Origin of the sequence: Sphingobium sp. LMA1-1-1.1, from assembly GCF_040676365.1 — a bacterium.
Taxonomy (GTDB): Bacteria; Pseudomonadota; Alphaproteobacteria; order Sphingomonadales; family Sphingomonadaceae; genus Sphingobium.
Genome location: NZ_JBEGHS010000012.1, coordinates 443,931 through 467,260, shown reverse-complemented (window position 1 = coordinate 467,260; position 23,330 = coordinate 443,931). Strand labels below are relative to the sequence as shown.

20 protein-coding genes are annotated in these 23,330 nt (G+C 63.0%); 6 read left to right on the top strand and 14 right to left on the bottom strand.

Annotated elements, in window-relative coordinates; all coding sequences use genetic code 11:
* Nucleotides 1-60 precede the first annotated feature (60 nt).
* From MRBLMA1_RS09560 to MRBLMA1_RS09550, 3 genes are all read right to left on the bottom strand, one after another.
* On the bottom strand, nucleotides 61-1,212 hold the full coding sequence (locus MRBLMA1_RS09560) for an alpha/beta hydrolase family protein (protein WP_363736382.1): 1,152 nt from the start codon (nucleotides 1,210-1,212) through the stop codon (nucleotides 61-63).
* Between the two features lie 286 nt (nucleotides 1,213-1,498).
* Nucleotides 1,499-2,254, bottom strand: coding sequence for an SDR family NAD(P)-dependent oxidoreductase (locus MRBLMA1_RS09555; RefSeq protein WP_363736381.1), 756 nt, complete (start codon nucleotides 2,252-2,254; stop codon nucleotides 1,499-1,501).
* Nucleotides 2,251-2,766, bottom strand: coding sequence for a cupin domain-containing protein (locus tag MRBLMA1_RS09550; protein WP_363736380.1), 516 nt, complete (start codon nucleotides 2,764-2,766; stop codon nucleotides 2,251-2,253). The genes MRBLMA1_RS09555 and MRBLMA1_RS09550 overlap by 4 nt, the downstream gene beginning before the upstream one ends.
* A 212-nt stretch (nucleotides 2,767-2,978) precedes the next feature.
* Here MRBLMA1_RS09550 and MRBLMA1_RS09545 point away from each other — a divergent pair, with 212 nt between their 5' ends.
* Nucleotides 2,979-3,458, top strand: coding sequence for a pyridoxamine 5'-phosphate oxidase family protein (locus MRBLMA1_RS09545; protein ID WP_363736379.1), 480 nt, complete (start codon nucleotides 2,979-2,981; stop codon nucleotides 3,456-3,458).
* Between the two features lie 108 nt (nucleotides 3,459-3,566).
* On the opposite strand, the gene MRBLMA1_RS09540 is transcribed toward MRBLMA1_RS09545, so the two are convergent.
* Nucleotides 3,567-4,265: a pirin family protein gene (locus tag MRBLMA1_RS09540; protein WP_363736377.1), complete on the bottom strand. Its 699-nt coding sequence runs from the start codon at nucleotides 4,263-4,265 to the stop codon at nucleotides 3,567-3,569.
* A 275-nt stretch (nucleotides 4,266-4,540) separates the two neighbouring features.
* Nucleotides 4,541-5,020, bottom strand: coding sequence for an Lrp/AsnC family transcriptional regulator (locus MRBLMA1_RS09535; protein WP_133651393.1), 480 nt, complete (start codon nucleotides 5,018-5,020; stop codon nucleotides 4,541-4,543).
* Nucleotides 5,021-5,132: 112 nt separating this feature from the next.
* Between MRBLMA1_RS09535 and MRBLMA1_RS09530 the strand changes: the two genes are divergently transcribed.
* Complete coding sequence (locus MRBLMA1_RS09530; protein ID WP_363736376.1) at nucleotides 5,133-6,023, top strand: EamA family transporter; 891 nt, start codon at nucleotides 5,133-5,135, stop codon at nucleotides 6,021-6,023.
* A gap of 157 nt (nucleotides 6,024-6,180) precedes the next feature.
* Complete coding sequence (locus MRBLMA1_RS09525; RefSeq protein WP_363736375.1) at nucleotides 6,181-7,368, top strand: MFS transporter; 1,188 nt, start codon at nucleotides 6,181-6,183, stop codon at nucleotides 7,366-7,368.
* Between the two features lie 78 nt (nucleotides 7,369-7,446).
* Here the strand turns inward: MRBLMA1_RS09525 and MRBLMA1_RS09520 are convergent, their stop codons facing one another.
* A complete protein-coding gene (locus MRBLMA1_RS09520; RefSeq protein WP_363736374.1) occupies nucleotides 7,447-9,690 on the bottom strand; it encodes a TonB-dependent receptor in 2,244 nt (747 codons plus the stop codon).
* A gap of 25 nt (nucleotides 9,691-9,715) precedes the next feature.
* Nucleotides 9,716-10,990 carry an MFS transporter gene (locus tag MRBLMA1_RS09515; protein WP_363736373.1) on the bottom strand — a complete coding sequence of 425 codons (1,275 nt, stop codon included), beginning with the start codon at nucleotides 10,988-10,990 and terminating at the stop codon, nucleotides 9,716-9,718.
* A gap of 258 nt (nucleotides 10,991-11,248) precedes the next feature.
* On the opposite strand from MRBLMA1_RS09515, the gene MRBLMA1_RS09510 reads away from it, so the two are divergent.
* Entirely contained in the window at nucleotides 11,249-11,806 is a 558-nt protein-coding gene (locus MRBLMA1_RS09510; RefSeq protein WP_363736372.1) for a TetR/AcrR family transcriptional regulator, read from the top strand.
* A 164-nt stretch (nucleotides 11,807-11,970) separates the two neighbouring features.
* Here MRBLMA1_RS09510 and MRBLMA1_RS09505 read toward each other — a convergent pair whose 3' ends face one another.
* From MRBLMA1_RS09505 to MRBLMA1_RS09495, 3 genes are all read right to left on the bottom strand, one after another.
* A complete protein-coding gene (locus MRBLMA1_RS09505) occupies nucleotides 11,971-13,353 on the bottom strand; it encodes a PLP-dependent aminotransferase family protein (RefSeq protein ID WP_363736370.1) in 1,383 nt (460 codons plus the stop codon).
* 47 nt (nucleotides 13,354-13,400) lie between these two features.
* Complete coding sequence (locus MRBLMA1_RS09500) at nucleotides 13,401-13,823, bottom strand: DUF983 domain-containing protein (protein ID WP_363736369.1); 423 nt, start codon at nucleotides 13,821-13,823, stop codon at nucleotides 13,401-13,403.
* A 123-nt stretch (nucleotides 13,824-13,946) separates the two neighbouring features.
* Nucleotides 13,947-16,103: a molybdopterin-containing oxidoreductase family protein gene (locus MRBLMA1_RS09495; RefSeq protein ID WP_363736368.1), complete on the bottom strand. Its 2,157-nt coding sequence runs from the start codon at nucleotides 16,101-16,103 to the stop codon at nucleotides 13,947-13,949.
* Nucleotides 16,104-16,260: 157 nt separating this feature from the next.
* Between MRBLMA1_RS09495 and MRBLMA1_RS09490 the strand changes: the two genes are divergently transcribed.
* Both MRBLMA1_RS09490 and MRBLMA1_RS09485 read left to right on the top strand, forming a co-directional pair.
* Nucleotides 16,261-17,523, top strand: coding sequence for an amidohydrolase family protein (locus MRBLMA1_RS09490; RefSeq protein ID WP_363736366.1), 1,263 nt, complete (start codon nucleotides 16,261-16,263; stop codon nucleotides 17,521-17,523).
* 118 nt (nucleotides 17,524-17,641) lie between these two features.
* Nucleotides 17,642-18,142, top strand: a complete 501-nt coding sequence (locus MRBLMA1_RS09485) for a VOC family protein (protein WP_363736365.1) — start codon at nucleotides 17,642-17,644, stop codon at nucleotides 18,140-18,142.
* Between the two features lie 220 nt (nucleotides 18,143-18,362).
* On the opposite strand, the gene MRBLMA1_RS09480 is transcribed toward MRBLMA1_RS09485, so the two are convergent.
* From MRBLMA1_RS09480 to MRBLMA1_RS09465, 4 genes are read right to left on the bottom strand one after another with little or no spacing between them, the layout of a single operon-like run.
* A complete protein-coding gene (locus tag MRBLMA1_RS09480; protein ID WP_363736364.1) occupies nucleotides 18,363-19,670 on the bottom strand; it encodes an MFS transporter in 1,308 nt (435 codons plus the stop codon).
* A gap of 20 nt (nucleotides 19,671-19,690) precedes the next feature.
* Nucleotides 19,691-20,251, bottom strand: coding sequence for a DUF3237 domain-containing protein (locus MRBLMA1_RS09475; protein WP_363736362.1), 561 nt, complete (start codon nucleotides 20,249-20,251; stop codon nucleotides 19,691-19,693).
* Nucleotides 20,248-21,141, bottom strand: a complete 894-nt coding sequence (locus MRBLMA1_RS09470) for an amidohydrolase family protein (RefSeq protein WP_363736360.1) — start codon at nucleotides 21,139-21,141, stop codon at nucleotides 20,248-20,250. The genes MRBLMA1_RS09475 and MRBLMA1_RS09470 overlap by 4 nt, the downstream gene beginning before the upstream one ends.
* Nucleotides 21,142-21,162: 21 nt before the next feature.
* Nucleotides 21,163-23,307 (bottom strand): acetate--CoA ligase family protein, encoded by a 2,145-nt coding sequence (locus MRBLMA1_RS09465; RefSeq protein ID WP_363736358.1) that lies wholly within the window; start codon nucleotides 23,305-23,307, stop codon nucleotides 21,163-21,165.
* Between the last annotated feature and the right edge of the window lie 23 nt (nucleotides 23,308-23,330).

Genomic DNA, 23,330 nt, shown 5'->3' with positions numbered 1-23,330 from the left:
CGTCTTTTGATGCCGCATTTTCCGAGCCGTTGACCGTAAACGGTCAAGTTGGAAAATGCCCTAGCGCATCTCGGCGAAAGTCTGTGCACACCAGTCGGCGATATAGTCGCGCATGCCGGTGCCGTTGTCGGCGCCGCAATGCTCCACCTCGAAATCATCCTTGGTGAATATCCGCAATGTTCGCTTGGGGCTGTTCACCGCCTGATCGTAGCTCATCTCAGCATTGTAGGCCGGAATCTGCCGGTCGTTTTCGCCATGGGTGATCAGGAACGGAACCTTGATCTTCGCAACCTGCCCATCCAGCGTGATCTGGTCGGCATATTCCAGGAAGGCATCGCGATCATCGATGCCGAATACCCACATCACATGATCCCAATAATGCGGCACCGGGTTCTCGCCCTCATTGGCGACGCGTTCGCGCTGGCGCTGGCCCCAGACATGGTTCGCGCCCATGACCGCGCACAGGGCATAGCGTGGGTCGTTGGCGGCGATGCGCGGCGCGTGATAACCGCCGAAGGACAGGCCGAAAATGCCGATCCTTGAATGGATCACATCGTCGCGGGTCAGCAGATAGTCGAAGGCGGGGCTGCCCCAGCGTTCGGCATCGTAGACGGCGGCCAGATTCCGCTTGCGGATCGCCTCGCCTGTGCCCGGCTGGTCCACGAACAAGGTGTTCATTCCGCGTGCGAGATTGACCGCGCCGTGGCCAGCCATATTGACCTGCTCCTTCATGGAGTCCAGGCCATTGACCGAAACCAGCGCCGGACGTGGCGTGCCCGATCCATCGTGCACGAAGATCGCCGGATAGCTTGTTCCCTCATAGGGGATTTCGACCTTGTCGACATGCAGGCCGCTGAGCGCGCTGCCCCTGTGATAGAGCTCAAGGCCCTTGTCATAGGCTGCCCAGCGTGGGGCATAATCGCGGCTCTGCAGGCGCTCGGCACCAAGATAATAGCCGGACGCGCGCAGATATTTGGCCCCTGCGGAAAGCAGGAAGCCCTCGGCCTCGTCCCTTTCGGCATTGCGCGCAACCTGATCGGCCACGGCGATCCAACTGTCGAAAAGTTGGGACGATCCGGCATCGGCCCCGGCCTTTGCCGCCTCCCGCACGGGACGGCATACTTCGTCCAGTTCGCCGTGATTGCCCCCGGCGATCAGAGCAAGGTTGATGCCAAGGTTCCAGATGTAATTTCCGGGAAAGGGTTCGAACATTGCGATAAGTCCTGTGCTGTGCTCAGACGGCGGGGGCTAGGATGGCGGTTCCGGTCATCCGGCATGACAACGCCGGTAATCCTGGTGATCGGGCGGCATGTTCACTGACCCGCGGCAGCATCGGCCGCTTCGCCAGATCGCCATGAATCTCCCCAAGCGGTTGTTTGCAATCATGCTGCCCTTGCAACAGGTCACGGCGCGCGACCATCGCATTATATCGATGGCAGGCTATCGACCAAATGTCTTTCTCCTGTGCACGCAGGCTGCATGACGGTGGTGTTCAGCATCATGTTCCGTCGCTGATCAATGTCCCGCCATCCACCACCAGATTCTGTCCGGTGACGAAAGCGCCGGCGGCCGAAGTCAGGAAAAGGGCTGCCCCGGCGACCTCATGAACTTCCCCCGGTCGGCGCAGCGGGGTCATGGCCATGCGCCGCTGCATGAAGGCAGCGTCGGCCAGCAGCGGCGCCGACAATTCGGTGCGGATGAAGCCCGGTGAGATTGCGTTGACGCGTACGTTGCGCGGCCCCCACTCGACCGCAAGATTGCGGGCCAGTTGCGCCACACCCGCCTTGGCGAGCGCATAGGCGTTGATGGCGCTGTTGCCGCGCAGGCCCGAAAGGCTGGAAATAAGGATGGTGCTGCCGCCGCCCCGCGCCGCAATATGAGGCAAGGCAAGGTTGCACAGCGTCACCTGGCTCCGCAGGTTTATCGCCATGACCTGATCGAAATCGTCCATGTCGACCGTGGCGAAAGGGCCGGGGCGACCCGTGATCCCCGCGTTGCAGACCAGAATGTCGATTCCGCCATGATGATCGGCCGTGCCATGGACCAGCTTCTCAAGCTGCCTTGCATCGGTGACATCGGCGGGAATGGCCAGCGTGCCCATCTCCCGGCCGACACGGTCGCAATCGTCCGCATTTTCGCTGGAGATCACCACCTTCGCGCCTTGATCCTGAAGGGCGCGGGCTATCGCCAAGCCAATGCCGCGCGTTGACCCGGTGATGATCGCGACCTTGCCGTGCAGGTCGAACAGGTTCAATGCGCCGCTTCCGGCTTGTCTTCCGGCAAAGGCCGGCCATCATGAAGATAGGCGGGCGCCTCGATCAGGACGAAAGCGATCCGGCACGGCTTGTCCGAAACGTTGCGCCAAAGATGATTGGTCCCGCGCTGGATGATGATGCCACCTTCGCCTATGCGCGTTTTCCGGCCGTCATCCAGTTCCAGCTCGACCTCGCCCGACATGACGATGCCATAGTCGATGCTGTTGGTGCGATGCATGGGGGACTGCTTTCCGGGCAGCATGTCGACTATGCGGATCACCGACCCCCTGTTCAATGTCAGGCCAGCATCGCGCTCGCGGCCGTCCGTCTCGTCATTATTGTCGGCCGGGACTGTTTCGGTCGTCCAGAGCAGGAGGAAGGCTGCGTCGCCCGATGGAATCATCCGCGTCGGGGTCATGTCCTCGGACTTGAAGATGGCGCGCCCCTGCGCATCATGGCCCGTGACGACGCGTTGCACCAGGGGCAGGCCGGAGTCGCTCAATTCAGTCATCGGGGCTTCTCTTCCTTGTGCCATGCGGCAAGCGATGGGGCAGGTGGGCCGTGATGGTCAAAGCCAATATATGGATAGTCGGCCTCCATAAATTCGATTTGACCTGCACATCGGCAACCTCAGCCGACAACGGCCTCCTTGCGTCCGGCCTGGCGCATCGGACCCTTCGCGCGTCCCGTTCGTATAGTGGGTTCCATAATCAGGAGATGATCATGACCGATGCGCAGAAGCTGAAGGAACATCTGTGGGCCCGCATGTCGGACAGCCCGTTCATGATGATGGGCCTGACGGGCGGCGGGCAGCATAGCGAGCCGCTCACCGTTCAGTTGGACAGGGATCAGGTGGACACGCTCTGGTTCTTCATCGGCAAGGATAACCGTCTTGCCGGCGGCGGCGCGGCCATGGGCCAGTTCGTGTCCAAGGGGCACGATTTCTTCGCCTGCCTTGCTGGACGCGCGCGTATCGACAATGACCCGGCGATGATCGACAAGCTGTGGTCGACGACGGTGGAAGCCTGGTTCCCCGGTGGCAAGTCCGATCCCAATCTTGCCCTGTTGCGTTTTGACATTGACGAGGCTGAGCTGTGGGAAGCGGATGTGTCGCTGACCGGAAAGCTGAAGATGCTGTTCGGCGGCAAGATCCGCCCGAGCGAGGAGGGCAGCCACGCCCGCGTCGAGACGACAGCGACCTGAATTTCGCCCCGGTGGGCCGTGGCGATATTCGGCAGGGCGGTTCTCCCGACGTGCTCGAAGGAGGGACGCGACCAGGGAGTCGCGGCCCTCCTTTGCTTCATGCTGGCCTCATGCTGCGTCCACCAGGACAATCTCGCTGTCCTCGATGGCGGTGACGCGGATGACGTCCATATCGCTGATGGCCGCGCCGTCGCGGGCGTTGATCCGGACATCGTCGATCTGGATCGCGCCGGTCGCCGGCACTAGATAAGCCTTGCGATCACGACCGATCGGATAATCCGCGCTCTCCCCGGCCTTCAGCGTCGCGGCAACCACCCGCGCATCCGTGCGGATCGGAAGGGCGTCATGATCATTGTCATAGCCTGAAGCCAGCGTCACGAACTGACCGGTGCGATCGCCCTTGGGAAAGGGCCGGGCGCCCCAGCTTGGCGCTTCGCCGTTGCGGGTGGGCATGATCCAGATCTGGAAAATCCGGGTCGTCACATCCTCCAGATTATATTCCGAATGACGGATGCCCGTACCGGCGCTCATCACCTGCACGTCGCCCGCTTCGGTGCGGCCCTTGTTGCCAAGGCTGTCCTGATGCGTGATCGCGCCTTCCCGGACATAGGTGATGATTTCCATGTCGCGGTGCGGGTGCGGCGGAAAGCCGGTCTGGGGGGCGATGGTGTCGTCGTTCCAGACGCGCAGATTGCCCCAGTGCATGCGGGCCGGATCATGATAGTCGGCGAAGGAAAAATGGTGCTTGGCGTTCAGCCAGCCGTGATTGGCGCTGCCGAGGCTGTCGAAAGGACGCAGTTCGATCATGTCTTGTCTCCTGATCGGGTGGGGACCGGAAATGGCCTCGCCCTGTTGAACATCTCTTTACAGCGGACCGGCTTTCCCGTTCAGTGGGATAAATTGCATCAAACCGTTCGAGAAAATGGAAGATTTGATCAGGCTCCTGCGTTGGCGATCCGGATTGAAATCCAGCCATTGCGGCTGACGCTTCAGGATGAGGGGAGTGATTTTGCGCCTGCACGAACGCCATCGCCTCCTCCGGCGTCATTTGCGGGCCGGTGCGGTAACCGACATTGGCCGGATCACGACGGTCCCTTGACCGGGACCGGGCTGAGCGGCTTGACCTCGCGAATGATCACCAGCGTCTTGAACGTGCGGATGCCGTCATTGGCGGCGAACAGGCGCTGCGCGAGATTGTCATAGCCCTCCATGTCGCGGGCCACGATACGTAGCGCAAAGTCATGATCCCCCGTGACGTTCCAGGCCTCCAGTATCTCAGGCTCGTTGCGAAATATCTCCATCATCTCGTTCATCGTGCGCGCGCTTTCGCGTTCCAGCGAGACGAGGACGATCATCGACAGGGGCCAGCCCAGATTTCGCGGGCGTACGATGGCGACCTCGCGTTCGATGATGCCGATTGCGCGAAGGCGGCGTATGCGCCGGTAACAGGCGGGAGGCGACAGGCCGACGGATTCCGCCAGTGCGGAGACCGGCCGCTGCGCATCGGCCTGCAACAATTCGATCAGCTTTCTGTCGAACGAATCAAGGGGATCATTTTTCATCGCTCGTGCAGGATATGCGATAAATTTTATCGAAAAAGGGACAAAAAAGAACGCACTTATCCGGCCCCTTGCGCTAGCAGGCTGGCAATCGTCCACAAATTTCGAGTGCTGCATGTCCTGTGTTGCTGCGCTGCGGCCCACCACCGCGCGCGTCGATCCCGTCGCGCTGGGAGCGCTTTCTCTATCCCTTCTGTCGGTGACCTGCGGCGCCTCCTTGGCCAAGCGGCTGTTTCCGCTGGTCGGGCCCGAAGGCGCGACGACGCTGCGCCTCATCGTGGGTGCGGTCATCCTTTCGCTGGTGTTCAGGCCGTGGCGGCTGGACTGGCGCGCGGGTTGGCGCCCCCTGCTGGCTTATGGCGTGGTGCTGGGCGTCATGAATCTGTCCTTCTACAATGCCCTGGCCCATATTCCGCTGGGCCTTGCCATAGCGATCGAATTCACAGGCCCCCTGGCCGTGGCCTTGCTCACCTCGCGGCGGAAGCTGGACTTTCTCTGGATCAGTCTTGCGGTGGCGGGCCTGGCCAGCCTGCTGCCGCTATGGGGCGCATCGTCCCGGATGGACGGGCGTGGTATCGCTCTGGCGCTTCTGGCCGGGGCATGCTGGGCCGGCTATATATTGATCGGGCGGCATGCCGGGCGCATCCATGGCGCGGCGGCCTCGGCCGGAGGCATGATCGTTGCAGCCTTGCTGGTCGCCCCGGTCGGGCTGGTCCATGCCGGCTCTGCGCTGTTGAGGCCGGAGGTGCTTCTGCTTGGCGTAGCCGTGGGCATCGTCTCCAGCGCCATTCCCTATTCGCTGGAGATGGTCGCGCTACCCCGGCTACCCGCCAACACATTCGGTATTTTGATGAGCGCCGAGCCCGCCGTCGGCGCCATCATGGCGCTGGTCCTGCTGGGCGAGGTACTGACGCTGTCCCAATGGATGGCGATCGGCCTCATCATCTGCGCTTCCATCGGCACTGCCGTCACCGGCCGATCGGGTGAGGTGATGGAACAGCCCTGATACCCTGCGGATCGGCCGCGAAGGTCCATCACACACATGGTGTTTTGGCGCGAAGGGGCGGTTGGATTGACCGGCCGACGTCTTTCTGGAACCCCATTGCCCCAAACGGCCATGATGCCGGGGAGAACCGATGATGGGCGAGAGGAATGAAGGCGCCGTGCTGCCAAAGATAGGGGTGGCGGCTTTGCTGGCCTGCGGCCTGTTTCCAACCATCGGCCTGTTTTCGCCCGGCCTGGTGCTGCCGCAGATTGAGCGCGCGTTCATCGACACGCCCAATGTGAAGCTGTTGACCGAACTGGTCGGGACGCTGGCCGGCTTCGCCTTCGCCATAGGCGCGCCGATAGCAGGCGCACTGATCGCGCGCCTTGGCTGTCGGCGTGTTCTCTTGCCCGCCCTGTTGCTGTTTGCCGTTGCAGGCACCGCCCCGGCGTTGCTGCAGGATCTCTGGAGCATATTGGCCGCCCGTCTCGTGCTCGGCTTTGCCTTGTCCGGAGTCTTCACCAGTGCATTGGCCGGCATCGGCGCCTTGCCGGAGGGTCTGAAGATGCGGCTGTTCGGCTTGTTTTCCGTGGTCGGCGGGGCGACGGCGATCATCCTGTTCCCGTTGATCGGCGCGATCGGGCATTTCGGGTGGCAACCGGCCTTTCTGGTGAACCTTATGGCTCTGGTGGCCGTGCCCCTGGCGATGACATTGCCCCGGACGCTCGGCATGGCGGCGCCGCAGGACGCGGCCATCCGGCTGGACGCGGCGCGGGATCGCGGTCTGCTCAATGCGGCGATGATCGGCCTTCTCGTCCTGGCGGCCATGGCGGGCATGGGCATGTTGATCGGGCCGATCTATGCGCCGCTCTATCTGGTGCAACTGGGGATCAGCGATACCCGGTTGTTCGCCGTCCCGGCGACATGTGGTTCGATCGCCGCCGTCTGCGCATCGGCCCTCTATGGCCGGATGCACGCCGTGCTGGGCATTCGCGGCCTATGGGCGGTCGCCATGCTTGCGATGGGGGCCGCGCTGGTCTTGGCCGGCATCAGCACCAACATGATGCTGTTCACTGTCGCTGTCGTCGCCAACAGCGCGATGGTTGCGCTCATGGCGCCCAATGTCAGCGCCTCGGCTGTCGCATTCAGTCCGCCTCATCTCGCCGCACAGGCCATCGGCCTCGCCAATGGCGTGATGTTCGGCGCGCAACTGGCCTTTCCGTTACTGGCGGCATGGCTGCGATCCGTGGCTGGTCTGGGCGGCGTGTTCCTGCTGTTCGGCGCGCTTGTCGGGTTGATCGGGGCCGGCATCGCGTTCGGAATGGTGCTGGCTCGCCGGCAGGTGGCGGAGCCGGTTTCGTCCTGACTTGCGGCACCACGCATGATCCGAAGTGCTCGCGAGTGAAGGCCGGTATCAAGCGAAGCCTCCACTCGCGATCGGACCTCAGAATTCGAACCGTGCGGAAACCCCATACATGCGCGGATCACCGCGAAGGCCCGTGGCATATCCGCTGGAAGCCGTCAGGTTGGTCGCGTAGGCGAAATAGGCCTTGTTGAACAGATTGTTGACATAGGCCGACAGGCCGATCCCGCTGCCGCCGATATTATTGTAATCCAGGCGTAGATTGACCAGATCCCACCCATTGATATAGCCTCCCACGGGTACGACAACATCCGCTGAATAATAGCGGCTTTGATATCTGTATCCCGCCGTACCGACAATTTCGCCGCCCTTGTCATCGGCTGGCAAGGTATAGCTGACCTGGGCGTTCGCCGTATATTTGGGAATATAACCGAAGGGCGTGATGGCCGCGACGTCGACGCCATTATTGATGAAGCTCTTATATTTCGGGTCGGTATAGCTGAAACTACCCGACAAGCTGAGACCCGTCACCGGCTGGAGCGTCGCCTCTACTTCCACACCACGGATGCGGGACCGCGCCGCATTGAAGATGGAGGACACCAATGTGCCGCTGGTCGGCGAAACGAAGCTGACCTGTCGCTGGATATCCTTGTACCAGGCCTCATAAGCCGCCACGTTGAACCGCAGCTTTGCTCCGCCGCCCAGATCGGTGTCCAACTTCAGGCCAAGTTCGACGTCGTTGACCTTCTCAGGGTCATAGGGGATCGCCGCTGCCTCCGTAGTGGCGCGGGACTGCAATCCGCCGGCGCGATAACCGTGACGGTGCGCGGCATAGATCATCAGTTCGTCGTTGAACTTGTAGTTGAGACTGGCAAGCCAGCTCGGTTCGTTGAACGAAACTTCCTGATGGAACAGGCAAGGGGGTGCGATGACCGTCCCGTCGAGCAGCCTGAAAGTGCAGTTGCTGCCGGTCATCTGCAGGCCGTCGCTGGCTTTCTTGTCATGGGTGTAGCGAAGGCCGAGGTTGAGCGAAAGCCCCGTTTCGCCAAAGCGGTATGTGCCCGACGCAAAGGCCGAGTAGCTGATATTCTTCGCATAGACACCGGATGGGCGATCGACGGTCGGCGCAGATGGAAGATTGCTGGTGGCGATGTCGCTGCCTTTCTCGTTGAAATAGAACAAGCCGACAATCCAGTCGAAGGCGCGGCTGTTGCCCTGCAACTGCAATTCATCGCTAAATTGCCGAATGTGCGATTCACCCTTGAACCGCAGCAGAAACAGGGATGATCCGTCAATATCCCATTTCGAGAAGGTATTGATCTTCCGATACCCTGCAACATTCTTGAGAGTCAGGGAATCGGATAGATTGATGGTCGAGATGTTGGAGAAGTCATAGGTTTTGGCGGTTTCCAGCGGGGCGTCATTATTGTTGAAGCTCCACGGATCCGCCTTGTTTGCCGCCACCTGCGCATTCAGCGTCGGGAGAACGGGGGCCAGCGACGCAATGGCAGGATTGACGGCATAGATGACGTTGGCCGTGCCATGATCCTTGGACTGGAAATAATTGGCGTAGAAGGTGCTGGTAACGCCTGCCGCCGGTTCCAGCTTCAGCGTGGCCCGCACCGCCTTGTAGTTCTGGCTATTGGCATCAAATCCGGTCTGCCGATCGTGCATGAACCCGTCGCGCGTGCGGATCGTCCCGGCGATACGGAGCGCGGCGCCTTCGGCAAGCGGGATGTTGAAAGCACCCTTGGCGTCGAGCAGCCCCAGATTGCCCATCGTTGTTTCGAAATTGCCTTCCATTGCATTGCTGGGCTGGACGGTCGTCACCAGCACCGCACCGCCCGTTGTATTTCGGCCGAACAGCGTTCCCTGCGGCCCGCGCAGCACCTGCACCGACTGGATGTCGAACAGCGCCGCATTCAAACCCTGAGGCCGCATGAAGGGGACCTCGTTGAAATAATTGACGACCACGGGATCCAGCACCAGCGAGGTGTCGATCACGCGTTGACCGCGCATGGTAAAGCTGGGCGTGTTGGACCCGCGCGGCGACTGGGAGACAGTAAGCGATGGGGCGACACGCCCAAGATCCAGCAGCGTCTGCACCCCTTCCGCGCGCAGAGCGTCGCCGCTTTTGGCGGTCACGGCCACCGGGACGTCGATCAGCCGCTCCTCCTTCCGGCGGGCCGTCACCACTATGTCTTCCGAACCGTCAGGCGCCTGAGCGGCTGAAATGGGTTGATTTTGCGCCCAGGCCGGCGTCGCGGCGGACAAGGCGATCCCGCTCGCAGCTTGCAGTAATATGGATGCCGATATCTTCATCATCTTCCTCCCCTTTTTGATGTTCAGATTATATTTCGGTGGATGCATGCCCTGGGCGCCACCAACCCGGCGCCGCGAAAGTCAAGGCGAAGGACAGCGCCAGCAGCGCGGCGAACATCATCCATACCGGCGCATAGTCACCCGTCGCATCGGAAATCAGTCCGGCGAATATCGGGCAGACCATGCTGATGGGGGCCATCGCCGCGCGCGTCCATCCCAGTGCGCGTCCATAGCTGCCCAGGCCAAAGATCTTCGCGACGATCCCGCCCCAGACTGGCAGCATCGCGCCAAGGCCAAAGCCGAACAGCATCGCGCCCCCGAACAGCATCGGGTAGAGCAGGCCGGTCGCAAGGACGATCAGACCGGATGCCATGAGGGCCAGGCCGATGCGCAGCGCAATGACGGGCGACAATCTGTCAGCGGCAATGCCGAATACCAGCTTTCCCGCCACCGACGTTGCGCCGATCACGGACAGCAGGGCTGAACCTTCCAGGCTGCTGAAGCCGCGCGATACGGCAAAGGCGACGATCGAAACCATGGTCCCTGTATTGGCCCCGATCATGGCCCCGATCGTCAGCGTGACGATCCAGAAGGCAGGGGAACGGAACATTTCACTAAGGCTGATGGGCGGGCCGCCGGGCCGGCGAAGGGCGAGGGGAAGCCGCTCATGCTCGGTTATGTTGTCTGGCAGTCGCGCCAGGAACCAGATCGGCGGTATCAACACCAGCATCAGGACCGCGTAGATCAGGAAAGTCGCGCGCCAGCCGAAGCGCGAAAACAGAATGTCCGTCAGTGGTGGAAAGATGATGGCGGCAACTGCGGTCCCGATCACGGAGAGGCCGATCGCCAGGCCGCGACGTCTTTCGAACCAGTGCGACACCAGGATGTTCGTGACCACGGTACCGATGCAGATGTCCGCCAGGGCGATAAGCGTGCTGAACACCAGCAGGACCTGCAGGATCGAGGAGGCGGTCGACACCAGTGCGAAACCGGCGGCGGTGCCCAGCACGCCCAAAAGCGCAACGCCCCTGATCGGCCAACGCTCGGCCATCATTCCCACGGGGGCCGAGCCGAGATTGCCCAGCAGCAGCACCATCGTGTAGCCGATGTTGATGGTGGCCCGATCCGCGTTGAAGCTTTGGGCGAAAGCCAGGGCGTAATTGCCGTAGGCATAATAGACAGGCCCGGCGCCCAGCATCAGCATGGCGAAGCAAAGTGCGACGACGGCCCAGCCACGATATATGCCGGCGGACTCCCCAGCGCTTTGGCTGGTCGTCCCATATGAAGATGGGCGCCTTGTCACGATCCTGCTCCTCCCGCGCAGCCCTTGTATTTTATGGCCTTGGGTTGCCGGGCGAGATTCCATACAACTTGTATGGTGGTCAATGACAAGCTTGCCAGTCGGGGCGGCTTGCGGCCATAATCGTCAAAACATCACATGGGCGTAGGATATGGGCGTAGGATGACATTGGCGGCAGAATCGACCTGTGGTGCGCCGGTTGTCAGCACTGCGGCGGCGCGTCGGCGGGCAAGCGGGCCGCGAGGACAATCGCAGGGGGATGTGCGAACTCGCCTTGTCATGGCGGCGACGCGCCTGTTTGTCGAGCGCGGGTTCCTCCAGACAAGTGTCGAGGATCTGCTGGGTGCGGCCCGGATCAGCCGCGCCAGCTTCTACACCTATTTTGAGAACAAGATCGCCTTGCTTGCTGCGCTGGCCGATGACCATATCGAACGCAGGATGCGCCATTTCCAGGATCTGGCGCAACTCGGCCGGCCCGATGTGGAGCAAGTTGCCCTGTGGTTCAGAAAAGTGGGGGAAACGAGCCAGGAGCAAGCCGGTATCGTCCGGCTCATGCGTCTGGCTGTCGCACTGGATCCTGATCTGATGCGGCGGTTCGTCAGGGCTCGCGATAAATATGCGGAGATCCTGGGGCAGAATTTCCGTCGACTGGACCTTGCGATCAGCAATCGCGAGGAACGGGAAGAACGTCGCGCGGCGGCCCATCTCCTGATCATTCAGGTGGAACAATTCGCATCCAGTTCGGCCGACGGCACCTGGTATCTGGATGTAGACATTACTTCGCGAACTTTCGCGCGCTCATTGATGCAATATGCTTGAAGACGCTCGGGTGAATGCGGTCAACGCCTGATCTTTCGTCCATTGCTTCCCGATGGGATGAACCGGGCCGATCCACAACATGGCGGCGATGAGGCGGGTCATGCCCGTCGGCGACAGGGTGGAACCAGGGCGCTTGTTGCGGCGTCACGCCAAACGCCCATCCCTCAAACCAATGGAATGCGTGCCGAGGCTTCCGGTCCGATCAGGGCGGCCAGCAGCCGGATGCCCTTTTCAAGCCGATCCCGCGTCAGCGCTCCACCGATCGAGATGCGCAGTGCCGGCGCCGCCGCCGACCTATCGACGGCAAAAGCCTCGCCGCCCACGACCGACAGCCCATGCGGTCGCAACGCCTCCATCACCGCGGCGCCATTGATGTCGGCAGGAAGCGGCACCCAAAGATGATAGCCTGTTTCATGGGCCCGGAAGCTGCCTTCATGGAGCCATTTCCGTACGAGAAGTTGCCTTGCGGCAGCCTCGCTGCGAATTTCGGCGACAAGGCGCTCGAACAGGCCGTCCCCGACCCATCTCGCCACTATTGCGGCATTGAGCGGCGGGGCCATGATGGCGGTGTCATGGACATCGGCCGCCAGCCGCCAGGCATCGGCCACGCCGGGCGCGCAAAGCCAGGCGACGCGAAGACCCGGGGACAGGATCTTGGACGTGCTCGCAATGTGCCAGCTCTGCTCTGGTGCAAAGGAAGCGATGGGTGGCAGCGGGTCTTTCGGCAACAGGCCATAGGCGTCATCCTCGATCACGATCAGCCCATGGCGTCGCGCAACGGCGGCGATCGCCTTGCGACGGCTTACCGACATCGTCGCCGTTGTCGGATTGTCGTTGGTCGGAACGACATAGACTCCCCTGAGCTCGGCGGTCCGGCAAAGGGCGTCGAGCGCATCGGGATCAATGCCTTCGCTGTCCGAGCCGATCGCGACCAGCCGGATGTCGAAGCGGCGAGCGAGCGCGAGCACTCCCGGATAGACATTGCCGGCCACTGCCAGCACGTCTCCTGCCCGCAACTCGGCGCTGAATATCGCGTGGAGCGCATGTTGGCCGCCGGCTGTGACCAGCACAGTGTCGTCCAGGCAGGGTATGCCGCGCTTCTGCAGCAATTGGGCGCCGGCTTCTCGCGTAGCCGGCATTCCGCCTCGCGGCGGATAGGAGAGGGAAAGTGACTCATGATCGCCGAGCAAGGCTTCGGCGGTGCGCCTATATTCTCTCGACAGCAGGCTGCCAGCCTGTTCGGGCGGTGCGTTCATACCCGCGTCGCCCAGCCTGGCGAGCGCATATTTCGGTGTTTCGACCCTTTGTTCCCGTACGAAGCTGCCGCGACGGCCATCGCTTTCGATAAGGCCCAGTCGCTGCGCTTCACCATAGGCGCGGGTCACGGTCGTCAGGTCAATGTCCAGCGCATCGGCAAGGACGCGTTGCGGGGGCAGGCGCACGCCCGCGGTCAGCCTGCCTGCCTTGATATCCAGCATCATTGCATGGGCAATCGCGAGATATTTCGGCCCTGCCACTCCATCTATGTCGGGCATCCAGTTTTGCATGGATCAATCCTTGAACTGCATGCCTTCACAATCCAGACAAAAGGCCATCAATCGTCAAAGGCCTTGCCGGAGCCGTTGCCATAGAGATGCGCCCAGACCTTTTCCGTGCCCGCTTCCTGTGCCCTGTTCACATATTGCGACGCGACAAGCCAGCCTTTGATCGGTCGTAAAGGCAGCAGGCAACCCAGGATCATGAGTGGAGCCGAGACCAACATATGGACCCACCATGGTGGCGTGAAGGCGACCTGCAACCACACCACCATGAAGGTGAGCGGAAAGGCGATGATGCAGAGCGAGAAAAAGGCCGGGCCGTCGTCCGGACTGGCGAATCGATAGTCCAGGCCGCAGCGGTCGCAGGTCTGCGCGATCTTGAGCCAGGATGCGAACATCCGCCCCTCGCCGCAGCGCGGGCAGTCGCCATGCCACCCTTTGCTGAGGATCCATTGGAATTTGTCGCTACCGTTGGTCATGGGTCTGTTCCGAATCGTCATTGCTGATGCCGACATAGAATATTATGTATGGAAAATATAGCGGTATATGTATGGATATACGAGCCTATCGCCGCCGCGATCCCAAGATTGCGGCGGGCGTCTTCAATTACCTGGGCCACCTTGTCCGGCATTCCGATCAACGGGGTCCACCATCACATCGAAGCCGCTGAGAATGGGCATGGCATTGATGGTCTGGCGGCCTTGGATCAGGCTGGTCAGGCTGTTCACATTGGCGCCTCGCCCGTCGCCCCAACCGTGCGGCATGGTCACGACGCCTGAACGCAGATTGCGGTCCGGGGCCACCGTGACGCGCAGCTCACCATGTGCCGAGCGCACGCGAGCAAGGGCACCAGGGACGAGTCCCCGGGAAGCCATGTCGTCGGGATGCATGCTGAGCGGGTTTTCGGGCATGCGCCGCGCGATCGATGGCAGGTCATGGTACATGCTGTTCTGCACATGTCGCACCCGTCCGCAGACAAGGCGTAGTGCAGAGGTTTGACGACGGACCCCGGCCAGCGTCTCAAGTTCAGCCAGGACGTCGCTCGGCGCCACCTGGAAGCGGGGCGGGCAGGGCTCGGCGGGTTTGACGCACATGGGATCCCCGCGCAACACGACCCCCCGCTTTTCCGCCAGCAGATCCTCCGCCGGGAAGGCCGAATGGCGCAGGAGGATACGGAACAGGTCCTCGGTCTCAGGGCGGGTCTCCATGGAGATCGGCACGTCGTCGAAAATGATCTTGTGGCCGGTGCGCTTTGCGAGTTCCCAGAAGACCTGCCAATCCTCGATCAGTTCGCTGTTCTCAGGCGGCCGGGCAACCATTTGCGCGAACTGGTGGAAGGGTTCGTGCAGGGTGTAGCTCTCCCAGTCGCGGCTGCGTATATCGGCCCGTTCCAGCATCATCGGCGGCGGCAGGATGAAATGGGCGAGCCGCGACGTCTCGTTGAGGAAAGGGTCGATCGATACCAGCAACTGCAAATTGCCGAAGGCCGCTGCTGTTTCGGCGGTTTCCGCCAACGCATTGACGGGATTGCCGCCATCCACCACGAGCGCGCGAACAGCGCCTGTCCCGGTTCCCAGGATCGCCTGCGGAAGGATGGCACTCATGCGCTCACCCATCAGAAGGCCGTATCCCCAGGCGTCACGCCAACCGCTTTCCCAGCCGCGCGTTGGCGCAATCGCCTGCGCGCGGCGCGGCCAGCGAGCCCCCAGCACACCCGGATTGCCGATCGCATCGCCCTCTCGCGCGAACCGGCCGCACAGCACATTGAGACATTCGACAAGATGTTCCGTGAGATTGGAAAAGGCGCCCATGTTCGCCCCGGTGCCCGATGCTGCAGCGCCCCGCTTGCGCCGCCCGTCAGGATGCGGTTCGGCAAAGTCGCGGGTGATCGCGACCAGGTCTTCGGCCGCGATGTTGCAACGCTGCGCCACATGGTCGACAGTGAAAGGTGCAAGGGCGTCCCGCAGCGCTTCCACGCCCTCCACATTATGTTCGCAAAACTCCCTGTCGGCCCAATTCTCCTCCAATATCAGGCGCAACATGCCCGCGACCAACGCCGCATCTTCGTCCGGCAGCGGCTGCAGCAATCGGTCGGCAAAGGCGGCCGTCTCCGTCCGGCGGGGATCGATCACCAGCAGGCGCGTGCCGCGTGCCTTGGCTTCTTTCAGGGCCTTGACCGGGTTCTGCATCACCATGGTGAAAGTGGATAGCGACACGAATGGATTGGCGCCGATGACCAGCAGGACTTCGGCGTTTTCATAGGGGTCCTTGCCAGCCTCCCACACGCCCAGCCGGTCTGCGGTTATCCACTTGGCGGACTGGTCTATGGTCATGGTCGAAAAGAAGCTGTGTGATCCCATCGCCGCCAGCCAGGCCGGCAACATATGCGCTGCCAGGCTGTTGGTGTAGTTCATGGTGCCGCGAAAGCCGGCGACCGCATCCGGGCCATGCTCGGCCAGGATCTTCCCCAACCGTTCGGCGATCTCGTCCAGCGCTTCGTTCATCCCCACCTGGACGAAGCGGCCATCGTCGGTGCGCCGCAAAGGGTGCAGGATGCGATTGGGGCTGCTGTGCGCCTCGCCGAGCGTCAGCCCCTTGATGCAGGCATAGCCCCTTGTAAGCGGATTATCGGGATCGCCCCGGACGCGATCGACGCGGCCCGCCGCATCGAGCTCCACGATGATGCCGCATTGGCCGGCGCAGATCCGGCATGTCGTGATGCGGCTGATATCAGTTTCATGGGGTGCCGCCTTCTTCATGCCACTCTCCCGGTCGAAGATGTCGCCATGTCCATTCCATTATGCCAGAATGGGAAACGCCCTGCACCGCATTGGTCCCGCCCGGACCTGCTGTCGAGGAGCGATCGTCGCGGGAGGGTGGCAGCGCATTCACGGGATGCGCGAAGGGAAGGTGGACATGGCACAATCATGGATAATAAGGGGCGGACATATTTGGTCCGGCGAGACCGGCGATGTTCGCGAGCGGGCGGACGTGCTGGTGACGGGCGACCGAATTGCAGCTACGCAGCTGCCTGGCACGCCTGCGCCGGCCGGCGCGCAAGAGGTGGACGCAAGCGGCGCGACAGTGATTCCCGGCTTGATCGATGCGCATGGTCATCTCAGCTTTCCGACAGTCACCTATGCTTACGAGATAGAGGACACCCCGCCTGAAGAAACTGTTCTTATCACGATGCACAATGCGCGGATCATGCTGGATGCGGGTTTCACAGGTGTGATCGGTGCGGGATCGCCCAAGCTGCGATCGGAGATCGTGATCCGCAACGAAATCGAGGCGGGGCGCATTCCGGGGCCGCGCCTGCTGGCCTCGACGCCCACCCTGACTGCGACCGGCGGGCTTAACGACACGGCGCAACTGCATCAGCGGCGCGATGTTGCGGCGGCTGTCGTCGATGGCGCGGAAGCATGCCGCAAGATGGTGCGGCTGGGTTTTCGCGAGGGGGTCGACGTGGTGAAGGTCAACATGTCGGGCGATGATTTCTTTCCGCGCCCGACCGGCCGAACCACGACCCTGGCAGAGGACGAAGCGCAGGCGATCGGAGAGGCGGCGAGGGAACTAGGTCTGCTGGTAAGCGTCCATGCGCGCTCGGCGGAATCGATCAAGCGGGCACTGCGCGCCGGGGCCACGCTCATCAATCATGCCGACTTTGCCGACGATGAAGCGCTGGACATGCTGGAGGCTGCCAAGGATCGCATCTTTGTCGCGCCGACAATAGGATATTACCACAGTCTGCTGCATGACAGCCCGTTTGACCGCGCGACAATTGATCGCATGGGTGTTGAACCTGCGATGGAAAGCAACATTGCAGTGCACAGTGAATTACGGCGCCGGGGCGTCCGCGCGGTGATTGGCGGCGATTATGGCATGCCCTGGCAGCCCAATGGCGCCAATGCCCGTGACGTGCAGCATTTCGTGAGCTACCTCGGCTATACGCCGGCTGAAGCGCTGTACGCCGCGACCGCCAATGGAGGCGAGCTGATGGGCAAGGGCGCCGGGCGGATTGCTCCGGGCATGTTGGCTGACATGCTGTTGATCGACGGCGATCCCATTGTTGATCCGCGGCTCCTCGCCGATGCCAGGGCGCTCCGGGCGGTGATGAAGGGGGGGCAATGGCACAAGGCGCCCACCCCGATCAGCCGTTCGGTGGAGGAGGCTGCCTGACCTTGATGATCCAGGGACAGCCGCTGGAGCGTCGCGTGGGTTTCCGGGAATGGAGCGCCGGCGCGGGAAGCAGCGGATCGGCTGGAGCCGCAATGACAAGCCGATTACATAGGAGAAAATGATGCCAGCCGACACGCCGCCTTATCCAGGTTTCTTCCAGGTCGCCTATGTCACCCGCGATATCGACAGGGCGCAGGCGCAGTTCGCCGGCACCCATGGCATAGCGCGCTTTCTGGAGATGCGCGACATACGCTACCCCACGGGGCCGGGCCGCGAAGCGCATTGCCATGTTTCCCTGGCCTATGTCGGCGCGACGGAAATCGAGATCATTCAACCGATCGACGGGGACGTGGCCATTTACGTGGAGGGCCTGCCCCAGGCTGAAGGCCCTGTCGTTCGGTTCCATCATCTTTGCCGGCGCTTTGCGACGCGAGAGGCATTCGATGCGGAACTGGACCAGCTCCAGGCATCGGGCCGGACGCTGCCGATCCGCGGTGATGTCGACGGGGTGGGCAGCTATTATTATTGCGACATGCGAAACCTGTTGGGCCACTTTGTCGAAGGCATCGTGTTTGACGATGGAGCGAGCGACTGGCTCGCCTCCATTCCCCGCTTCTGATGGATCACGCCTGTTGCCTGTCGGGCAACGGGCTGAATGCCGATCCGTCCCGGGACTTGCCATTTGAGGGGTAGGCAAGGTCCGTTCGGGCGGCGGCATCAGCTCCCTGATCATGTCTCGGGCTCGGGCGGGCGGCCGGGGCCAAGGCCGTGACGAACGGCCAGCCGACCTCTCTCTGTGCGGCAGATCGCACATGCGTCGGTGGCCGATTCATCGCCGCCTATGATTGCACAGGGCGCAGCAGCAGCAGTGCGCCCGCCGCCGTCAGCGATCCCAGCGCCATGGCGAGCGCGACGATGGGCAGGCCGAAATTCAGGCTGAAGAGGAAACCGGCGATGATTGGCCCCAGCGCGGCGCCGCCCCGGCCCAAGCCGATCACTACCCCGGTGCCGCCGCCGCGCACGGAGGTTGGAAAGGATTGCGCGATGATCGCATAAAGGCCCACCACGCCCGCATTGGTGAAGAAGCCGGCCGCCGCTGCCACACCGGCAAGGCCTGAGAGGCTGGATTGCCCCTGGCCGAAGATCGTGACCATGACCGTGGAAGCCAGCATCGCGGCGATGACCAGCGCCCGAATGCTGATCCGCCAGCTCAGCAGGCTCAACAGCATCGCTCCGGCCAGGCCGCCGACATTGGCCCAGACCAGCACTCCGCCCGCGGCGGACGCAGCATATCCCATGTCGACCACGATCTTGGGCACCCATTTCAGGATGAAATAGAAGGTCATGATATGCGCGAAATAGGCGGCCGTCAGCAGGATGGTGACGCGAGCCAGCCCAGGCGCGAACAGCGCCGCGACCGATGCCCTGGGCGCGATCCCGTCGGGTGGAGGCAGGGCGCTCACCGGCTGATGCCGGTAGCGGACGAGCAGCGCGTTGACGCGCCCTAGCGCGCCCTCGGGCCGCCTTTGGAGCAGGAAGCCGATCGATTCAGGCAGCAACATATAGGCGAGAGGCAGGAAGAAGCCCGTCATGATGGCGCCGAACAGGAACACGTTGCGCCATTCGCCCGAAACCAGGATCAGGGAGGCGATGGAACCGCCGGCGATCGCGCCGATCGGATATCCGGCCGCCATGACCGCCACCGCCAGACTGCGTGACCGGGCATTGGAGAGTTCCGCCACCATCGCATTGGTGGACGCAAGCATCCCGCCGATCCCAAGGCCCGTCGCCAGACGGATGGCGGACAGGGAAAATATGCTGAAAGCCTGCGTGGCGGCCAGCATGCCGCCTGCCATGATGACCAGGCAGAGGAGGATCGTCGGGCGCCGGCCCATGCGATCGGCAAGCCCGCCCAGCAGTACCGATCCCGCCGCCATGCCGATCAGCTCCATCGACAGCACCAGCCCGAGCGCGGCGCGGTCCACGCGCCATTCGGCCGCAATGCCGGGCGAGGCGAAGCTGATCGCCAGCACGTCGAAACCGTCCAGCGCGTTGAGCAGAACGCACAGGATGATCGCCGCGATCTGCGAGCGCGCCATCGGCGCCTCATCCAGCAGGCGTCTGATGTCCCCCTTTTCTCCCGTCATCCTCGTCCTGCCTTCTTTTTTCAATCGACCGCGAATATATCCAGCCGCACATGGTCGCGATAGCGTGCAGCCGTGCAAAGGAAGATGGTGTGCCCAAGCCAGCCGTGGACATTGTCCTGGGCGACATCGAACCGCGGTGTGGTGCGGAAATAATAGAGCGCCGGATCGACATCCTCGCCTGCGGCGATCCGCGCCAGCACGGCGGCGGGCCCATGGCGATAACCGGGATTGACGATGGAGATGTTCGTCCCGTCCCTGGCTTCGATCGTATAGCGGGCAAATATGTCGGCGGTGCCGTCTGCGCGGATCGATTGCCAGTCCGCACCGCCGGCAAGCACCTTGCCCTCAAGCCGTGGCCCCTCGACAGTGCCGCCGGTGATCGGAATGATCCGCTTGCGTACGCCATCGACCATGCCCAACTCCCGCGGTTCGCCGATCAGTACGCGCAGGCGCATCGCCAGGCTCAGCGCGGGCACCGCCAGCGCGGGTTCTGCGGCCTTTGCCGCGGGGGCGATCGTCCCGCCCAGCGCCATGCCGGGCATGGCCTTCAGCAGCGCGCGGCGGCCGACTTCGTCGGTCATTCCGGCAATTCCGGGCCGAACAGCAGCCTCATCGCGTTCTGCTTCACGATCGGCGCCCGGACTTCCGGCTTGAACCCGGCCTCGTCAAAGGCGGCGATCCACTTGTCCGGCGGGATCAGCGGGAAATCGGAGCCGAACAGGAATTTATGCCCAAGCTGCCCATTGGCGTAGCGGACGATCTGGTCAGGAAAATAGCGCGGGCTCCATCCCGACAGATCGATGAAGATATTGGGCTTGTGCAGCGCCATGGAGAGGGACTCGTCGGTCCAGGGCCAGCCGGGATGCGCAAGGATGATCTTCATCCCCGGAAAATCGACCGCAACGTCATCCACCAATATGGGCTGGCCATATTTCAGGCGAATGCCGCCCCCGCCCGCCATTCCCGATCCCATGCCGCTATGGCCGGTGTGAAAGATGACCGGCAGTTGATGATCGTTGATCACCTCATAGAGCGGCCAGGCCATGCGGTCGCCGGGATCGAAATTCTGCAGCGGCGGATGGAATTTGAAGCCGCGCACGCCATGATCCTCGATCAGCCGCCGTGCCTCTATCGCGCCCCGTTTGCCCTTGTGCGGATCGATGGAGGCGAAGGCGATCATGATATCGCTGTTTTCCGCCGCTGCTTCCGCGATTTCCTCGTTCCGGATGCGCTGGATGCCGGTGCCCGCCTCCATGTCCACGGTGAACATGACGAAGCCGATCTGCCGCTCGCGATAATAGGCAAGGGTTTCCGGGATGGTCGGCCGGCGGCGAGGCGCCTTGAAATAGCGGGTGGCCGCATCGGCAAATTCACCGAAGATCGGGTCTTCGGGGTCATGGCAGCTGACCTCCGCATGCACGTGCATGTCGATGGCCCCGAGTTTGGCGAAATCCGCGCGCGTGGCTGCCATGATTCCCTCCGTTCGGCCTTTTCAGCCCGCCCTGGGGGCCGTCAGCATCAATGCGTCCAGCGCCACCGCTCCCTTGCCTTCGGGGTAGACGATCACCGGGTTGAGGTCGATCTCGCGAATGGACGGTTCGGCCAGCAGCACGCGGCCCAGCGTCGCGATGATCTGCGCCACGGCCTCCACGTCAAGTGCCGGCGATCCGCGAAAACCGCGAAGCAGGACGGCTTGCTTGAGCTGATGCAGTTCGCGCACGATCGCGTCCACCGGCAGGTCGGGCGTGAAAAGGCGCACATCCTGGAGGATCTCCGCCGTGACGCCGCCGAAACCGGCCAGGATCACCGGGCCCCAATCGGGATCGCCCTTCGCGCCGATGATCAGTTCCACGCCGCGCTCGCCCATGCCCTCCAGCAGGGCGCCGTCCAGCGTCAGTGCCGGGTCATGAGCCGCGACATTGGCGTACAGGCGCGCCCAGCCCGCCCGCAACTCGTCCGCATCGCGCAGGTTGAGCACCACGCCCCCCGCGTCGCTCTTGTGGCTGAGGTCGGCCGACTGCGCCTTAAGAGCGACCGGATAGCCGATCGTTTCGGCAGCGGACATTGCCTGTTCGACGCTGGTGCAGAAAGCGCCCTGGGGAAAGGGGATGCCGAATCGCGCCAATATCGCCTTCGCCCGATATTCGGGAATGACGCCGCCCTGGTCGGGCAGGGCGGCAGCGCCGAGCGGGCTGGTGTCGCCTTCGCTGAAGTCACGGCGGGCATGGTCGTTGAGGCGCTTCAATGCCCGCATCGCGCGTTCGGTCGAAGGGAAATAGGGGATGCCGAAGGCGCGAAGCTGATGGATATAGTCCTGCGCCACGTCGGCGCCCTCGTCCAACCCGGCGAAGATCACCGGCTTGGCAGGCCGCAGTTCGCCAACGGCACGCAGGATCGGAGGCAGCTTGATGCCGACGGTCACGGGATCGGTCTGGATGATCCCCGCGACGATGCTGCCGAACCGGTCGTCGTCGAACAGGGCGGCGAGCGTGCGGTAATAGAGGTCGGGATCGACCAGCCCCTGGGCCGTCAGGTCGAGCGGGTTGGAGACGCCGACGAAATCGGGCAGGGCGGCGCGCAGGGCGGGGGCATTGCTATCGTCCACCTTCGGCAGATCGAGGTCGAGCGCCTCGCAAAGGTCGAGCGTCAGCGCCTTGAACGCGCCGCTCTCTCCCAGCACGGCGACCCCGCCAGCGGGAATGGTCGGGCAACGCAGCGCGATTTCCGCAATGTCGCCCAGTTCCTCCAGCGTTTCGGCGAAGATTACGCCGGCGCGTTCAACCTTCACGCGCATCAATTGATAATCGCCCGCCATGGCGCCCGTATGAGTCGCGGCGGACTCGCGGGCCGCGCTCGACTTGCCGGGATGAAGCAGCACAATGGTCTTGCCCAGTGCCCGCGCGCGCCGGGCGGCGGCCAGGAAGCGCCGGGGCTTGCGGAACTGTTCGACGATCATGGCGATGACCTGGGTGGAGGCATCGTCCAGCAGATAGTCGACATAATCCTCCACTCCGGAGGCGGCTTCGTTACCGGTAGAGATGGAGAAGGAAAGGCCCAGGTCACGGCTTGCCAGCGTGGTGCCGAGGACACAGGCCATGGCGCCGCTCTGGGAGACGATGCCGATACCGGCGCGGTCGCCCAGCGGCCTGGCGTCCGTCTCGACGAAGGTCAGCGGCACGCGGTCGATGAAGTTGGTCATGCCAAGGCAATTGGGGCCTTCGACCACCATGCCCGTTTCCGCCGCGATCCGGCCGATTGCCCGCTGTTCGGCAAGGCCGTCCTCGCTGCCTTCGGCGAACCCCGCCGAGAAAATCACCGCCGCGCCCACCTTGCGGGCGGCGAGCGCCTGTACCGTTTCCAGCACTGCGACCCGCGGGATGGCCAGCACGGCGGCGTCCACGCCTTCCGGCAAGGCATCGACGGAGGGCAGGCAGGGGCGTCCGCCAATCTCCGCCCTTTTGGGGTTGATGAGGTGGATGTCCCCGGCAAATCCGTTGCGGGTCAGGTTGGAGAGCACTGACGCCCCCAGCGCGCCCGGCTTGTCCGACGCGCCGACGATCACGACCGAGCGGGGCCGCAACAGTCGGTCGAGCGAGGCGGCGGGCGCAGCGGGCAGGTTCAGGGTGTCGACCGTCATGGCCTGTCTCTCCAAAATCTGTC

Excerpts from the sequence above, each read along its gene's own strand:
- MRBLMA1_RS09560 (WP_363736382.1), bottom strand. The coding sequence starts at position 1,212 with ATGTTCGAACCCTTTCCCGGAAATTACATCTGGAACCTTGGCATCAAC.
- MRBLMA1_RS09550 (WP_363736380.1), bottom strand. The coding sequence starts at position 2,766 with ATGACTGAATTGAGCGACTCCGGCCTGCCCCTGGTGCAACGCGTCGTC.
- MRBLMA1_RS09545 (WP_363736379.1), top strand. The coding sequence starts at position 2,979 with ATGACCGATGCGCAGAAGCTGAAGGAACATCTGTGGGCCCGCATGTCG.
- MRBLMA1_RS09540 (WP_363736377.1), bottom strand. The coding sequence starts at position 4,265 with ATGATCGAACTGCGTCCTTTCGACAGCCTCGGCAGCGCCAATCACGGC.
- MRBLMA1_RS09535 (WP_133651393.1), bottom strand. The coding sequence starts at position 5,020 with ATGAAAAATGATCCCCTTGATTCGTTCGACAGAAAGCTGATCGAATTG.
- MRBLMA1_RS09530 (WP_363736376.1), top strand. The coding sequence starts at position 5,133 with ATGTCCTGTGTTGCTGCGCTGCGGCCCACCACCGCGCGCGTCGATCCC.
- MRBLMA1_RS09520 (WP_363736374.1), bottom strand. The coding sequence starts at position 9,690 with ATGATGAAGATATCGGCATCCATATTACTGCAAGCTGCGAGCGGGATC.
- MRBLMA1_RS09505 (WP_363736370.1), bottom strand. The coding sequence starts at position 13,353 with ATGCAAAACTGGATGCCCGACATAGATGGAGTGGCAGGGCCGAAATAT.
- MRBLMA1_RS09500 (WP_363736369.1), bottom strand. The coding sequence starts at position 13,823 with ATGACCAACGGTAGCGACAAATTCCAATGGATCCTCAGCAAAGGGTGG.
- MRBLMA1_RS09495 (WP_363736368.1), bottom strand. The coding sequence starts at position 16,103 with ATGAAGAAGGCGGCACCCCATGAAACTGATATCAGCCGCATCACGACA.
- MRBLMA1_RS09490 (WP_363736366.1), top strand. The coding sequence starts at position 16,261 with ATGGCACAATCATGGATAATAAGGGGCGGACATATTTGGTCCGGCGAG.
- MRBLMA1_RS09485 (WP_363736365.1), top strand. The coding sequence starts at position 17,642 with ATGATGCCAGCCGACACGCCGCCTTATCCAGGTTTCTTCCAGGTCGCC.
- MRBLMA1_RS09480 (WP_363736364.1), bottom strand. The coding sequence starts at position 19,670 with ATGACGGGAGAAAAGGGGGACATCAGACGCCTGCTGGATGAGGCGCCG.
- MRBLMA1_RS09475 (WP_363736362.1), bottom strand. The coding sequence starts at position 20,251 with ATGACCGACGAAGTCGGCCGCCGCGCGCTGCTGAAGGCCATGCCCGGC.
- MRBLMA1_RS09470 (WP_363736360.1), bottom strand. The coding sequence starts at position 21,141 with ATGGCAGCCACGCGCGCGGATTTCGCCAAACTCGGGGCCATCGACATG.
- MRBLMA1_RS09465 (WP_363736358.1), bottom strand. The coding sequence starts at position 23,307 with ATGACGGTCGACACCCTGAACCTGCCCGCTGCGCCCGCCGCCTCGCTC.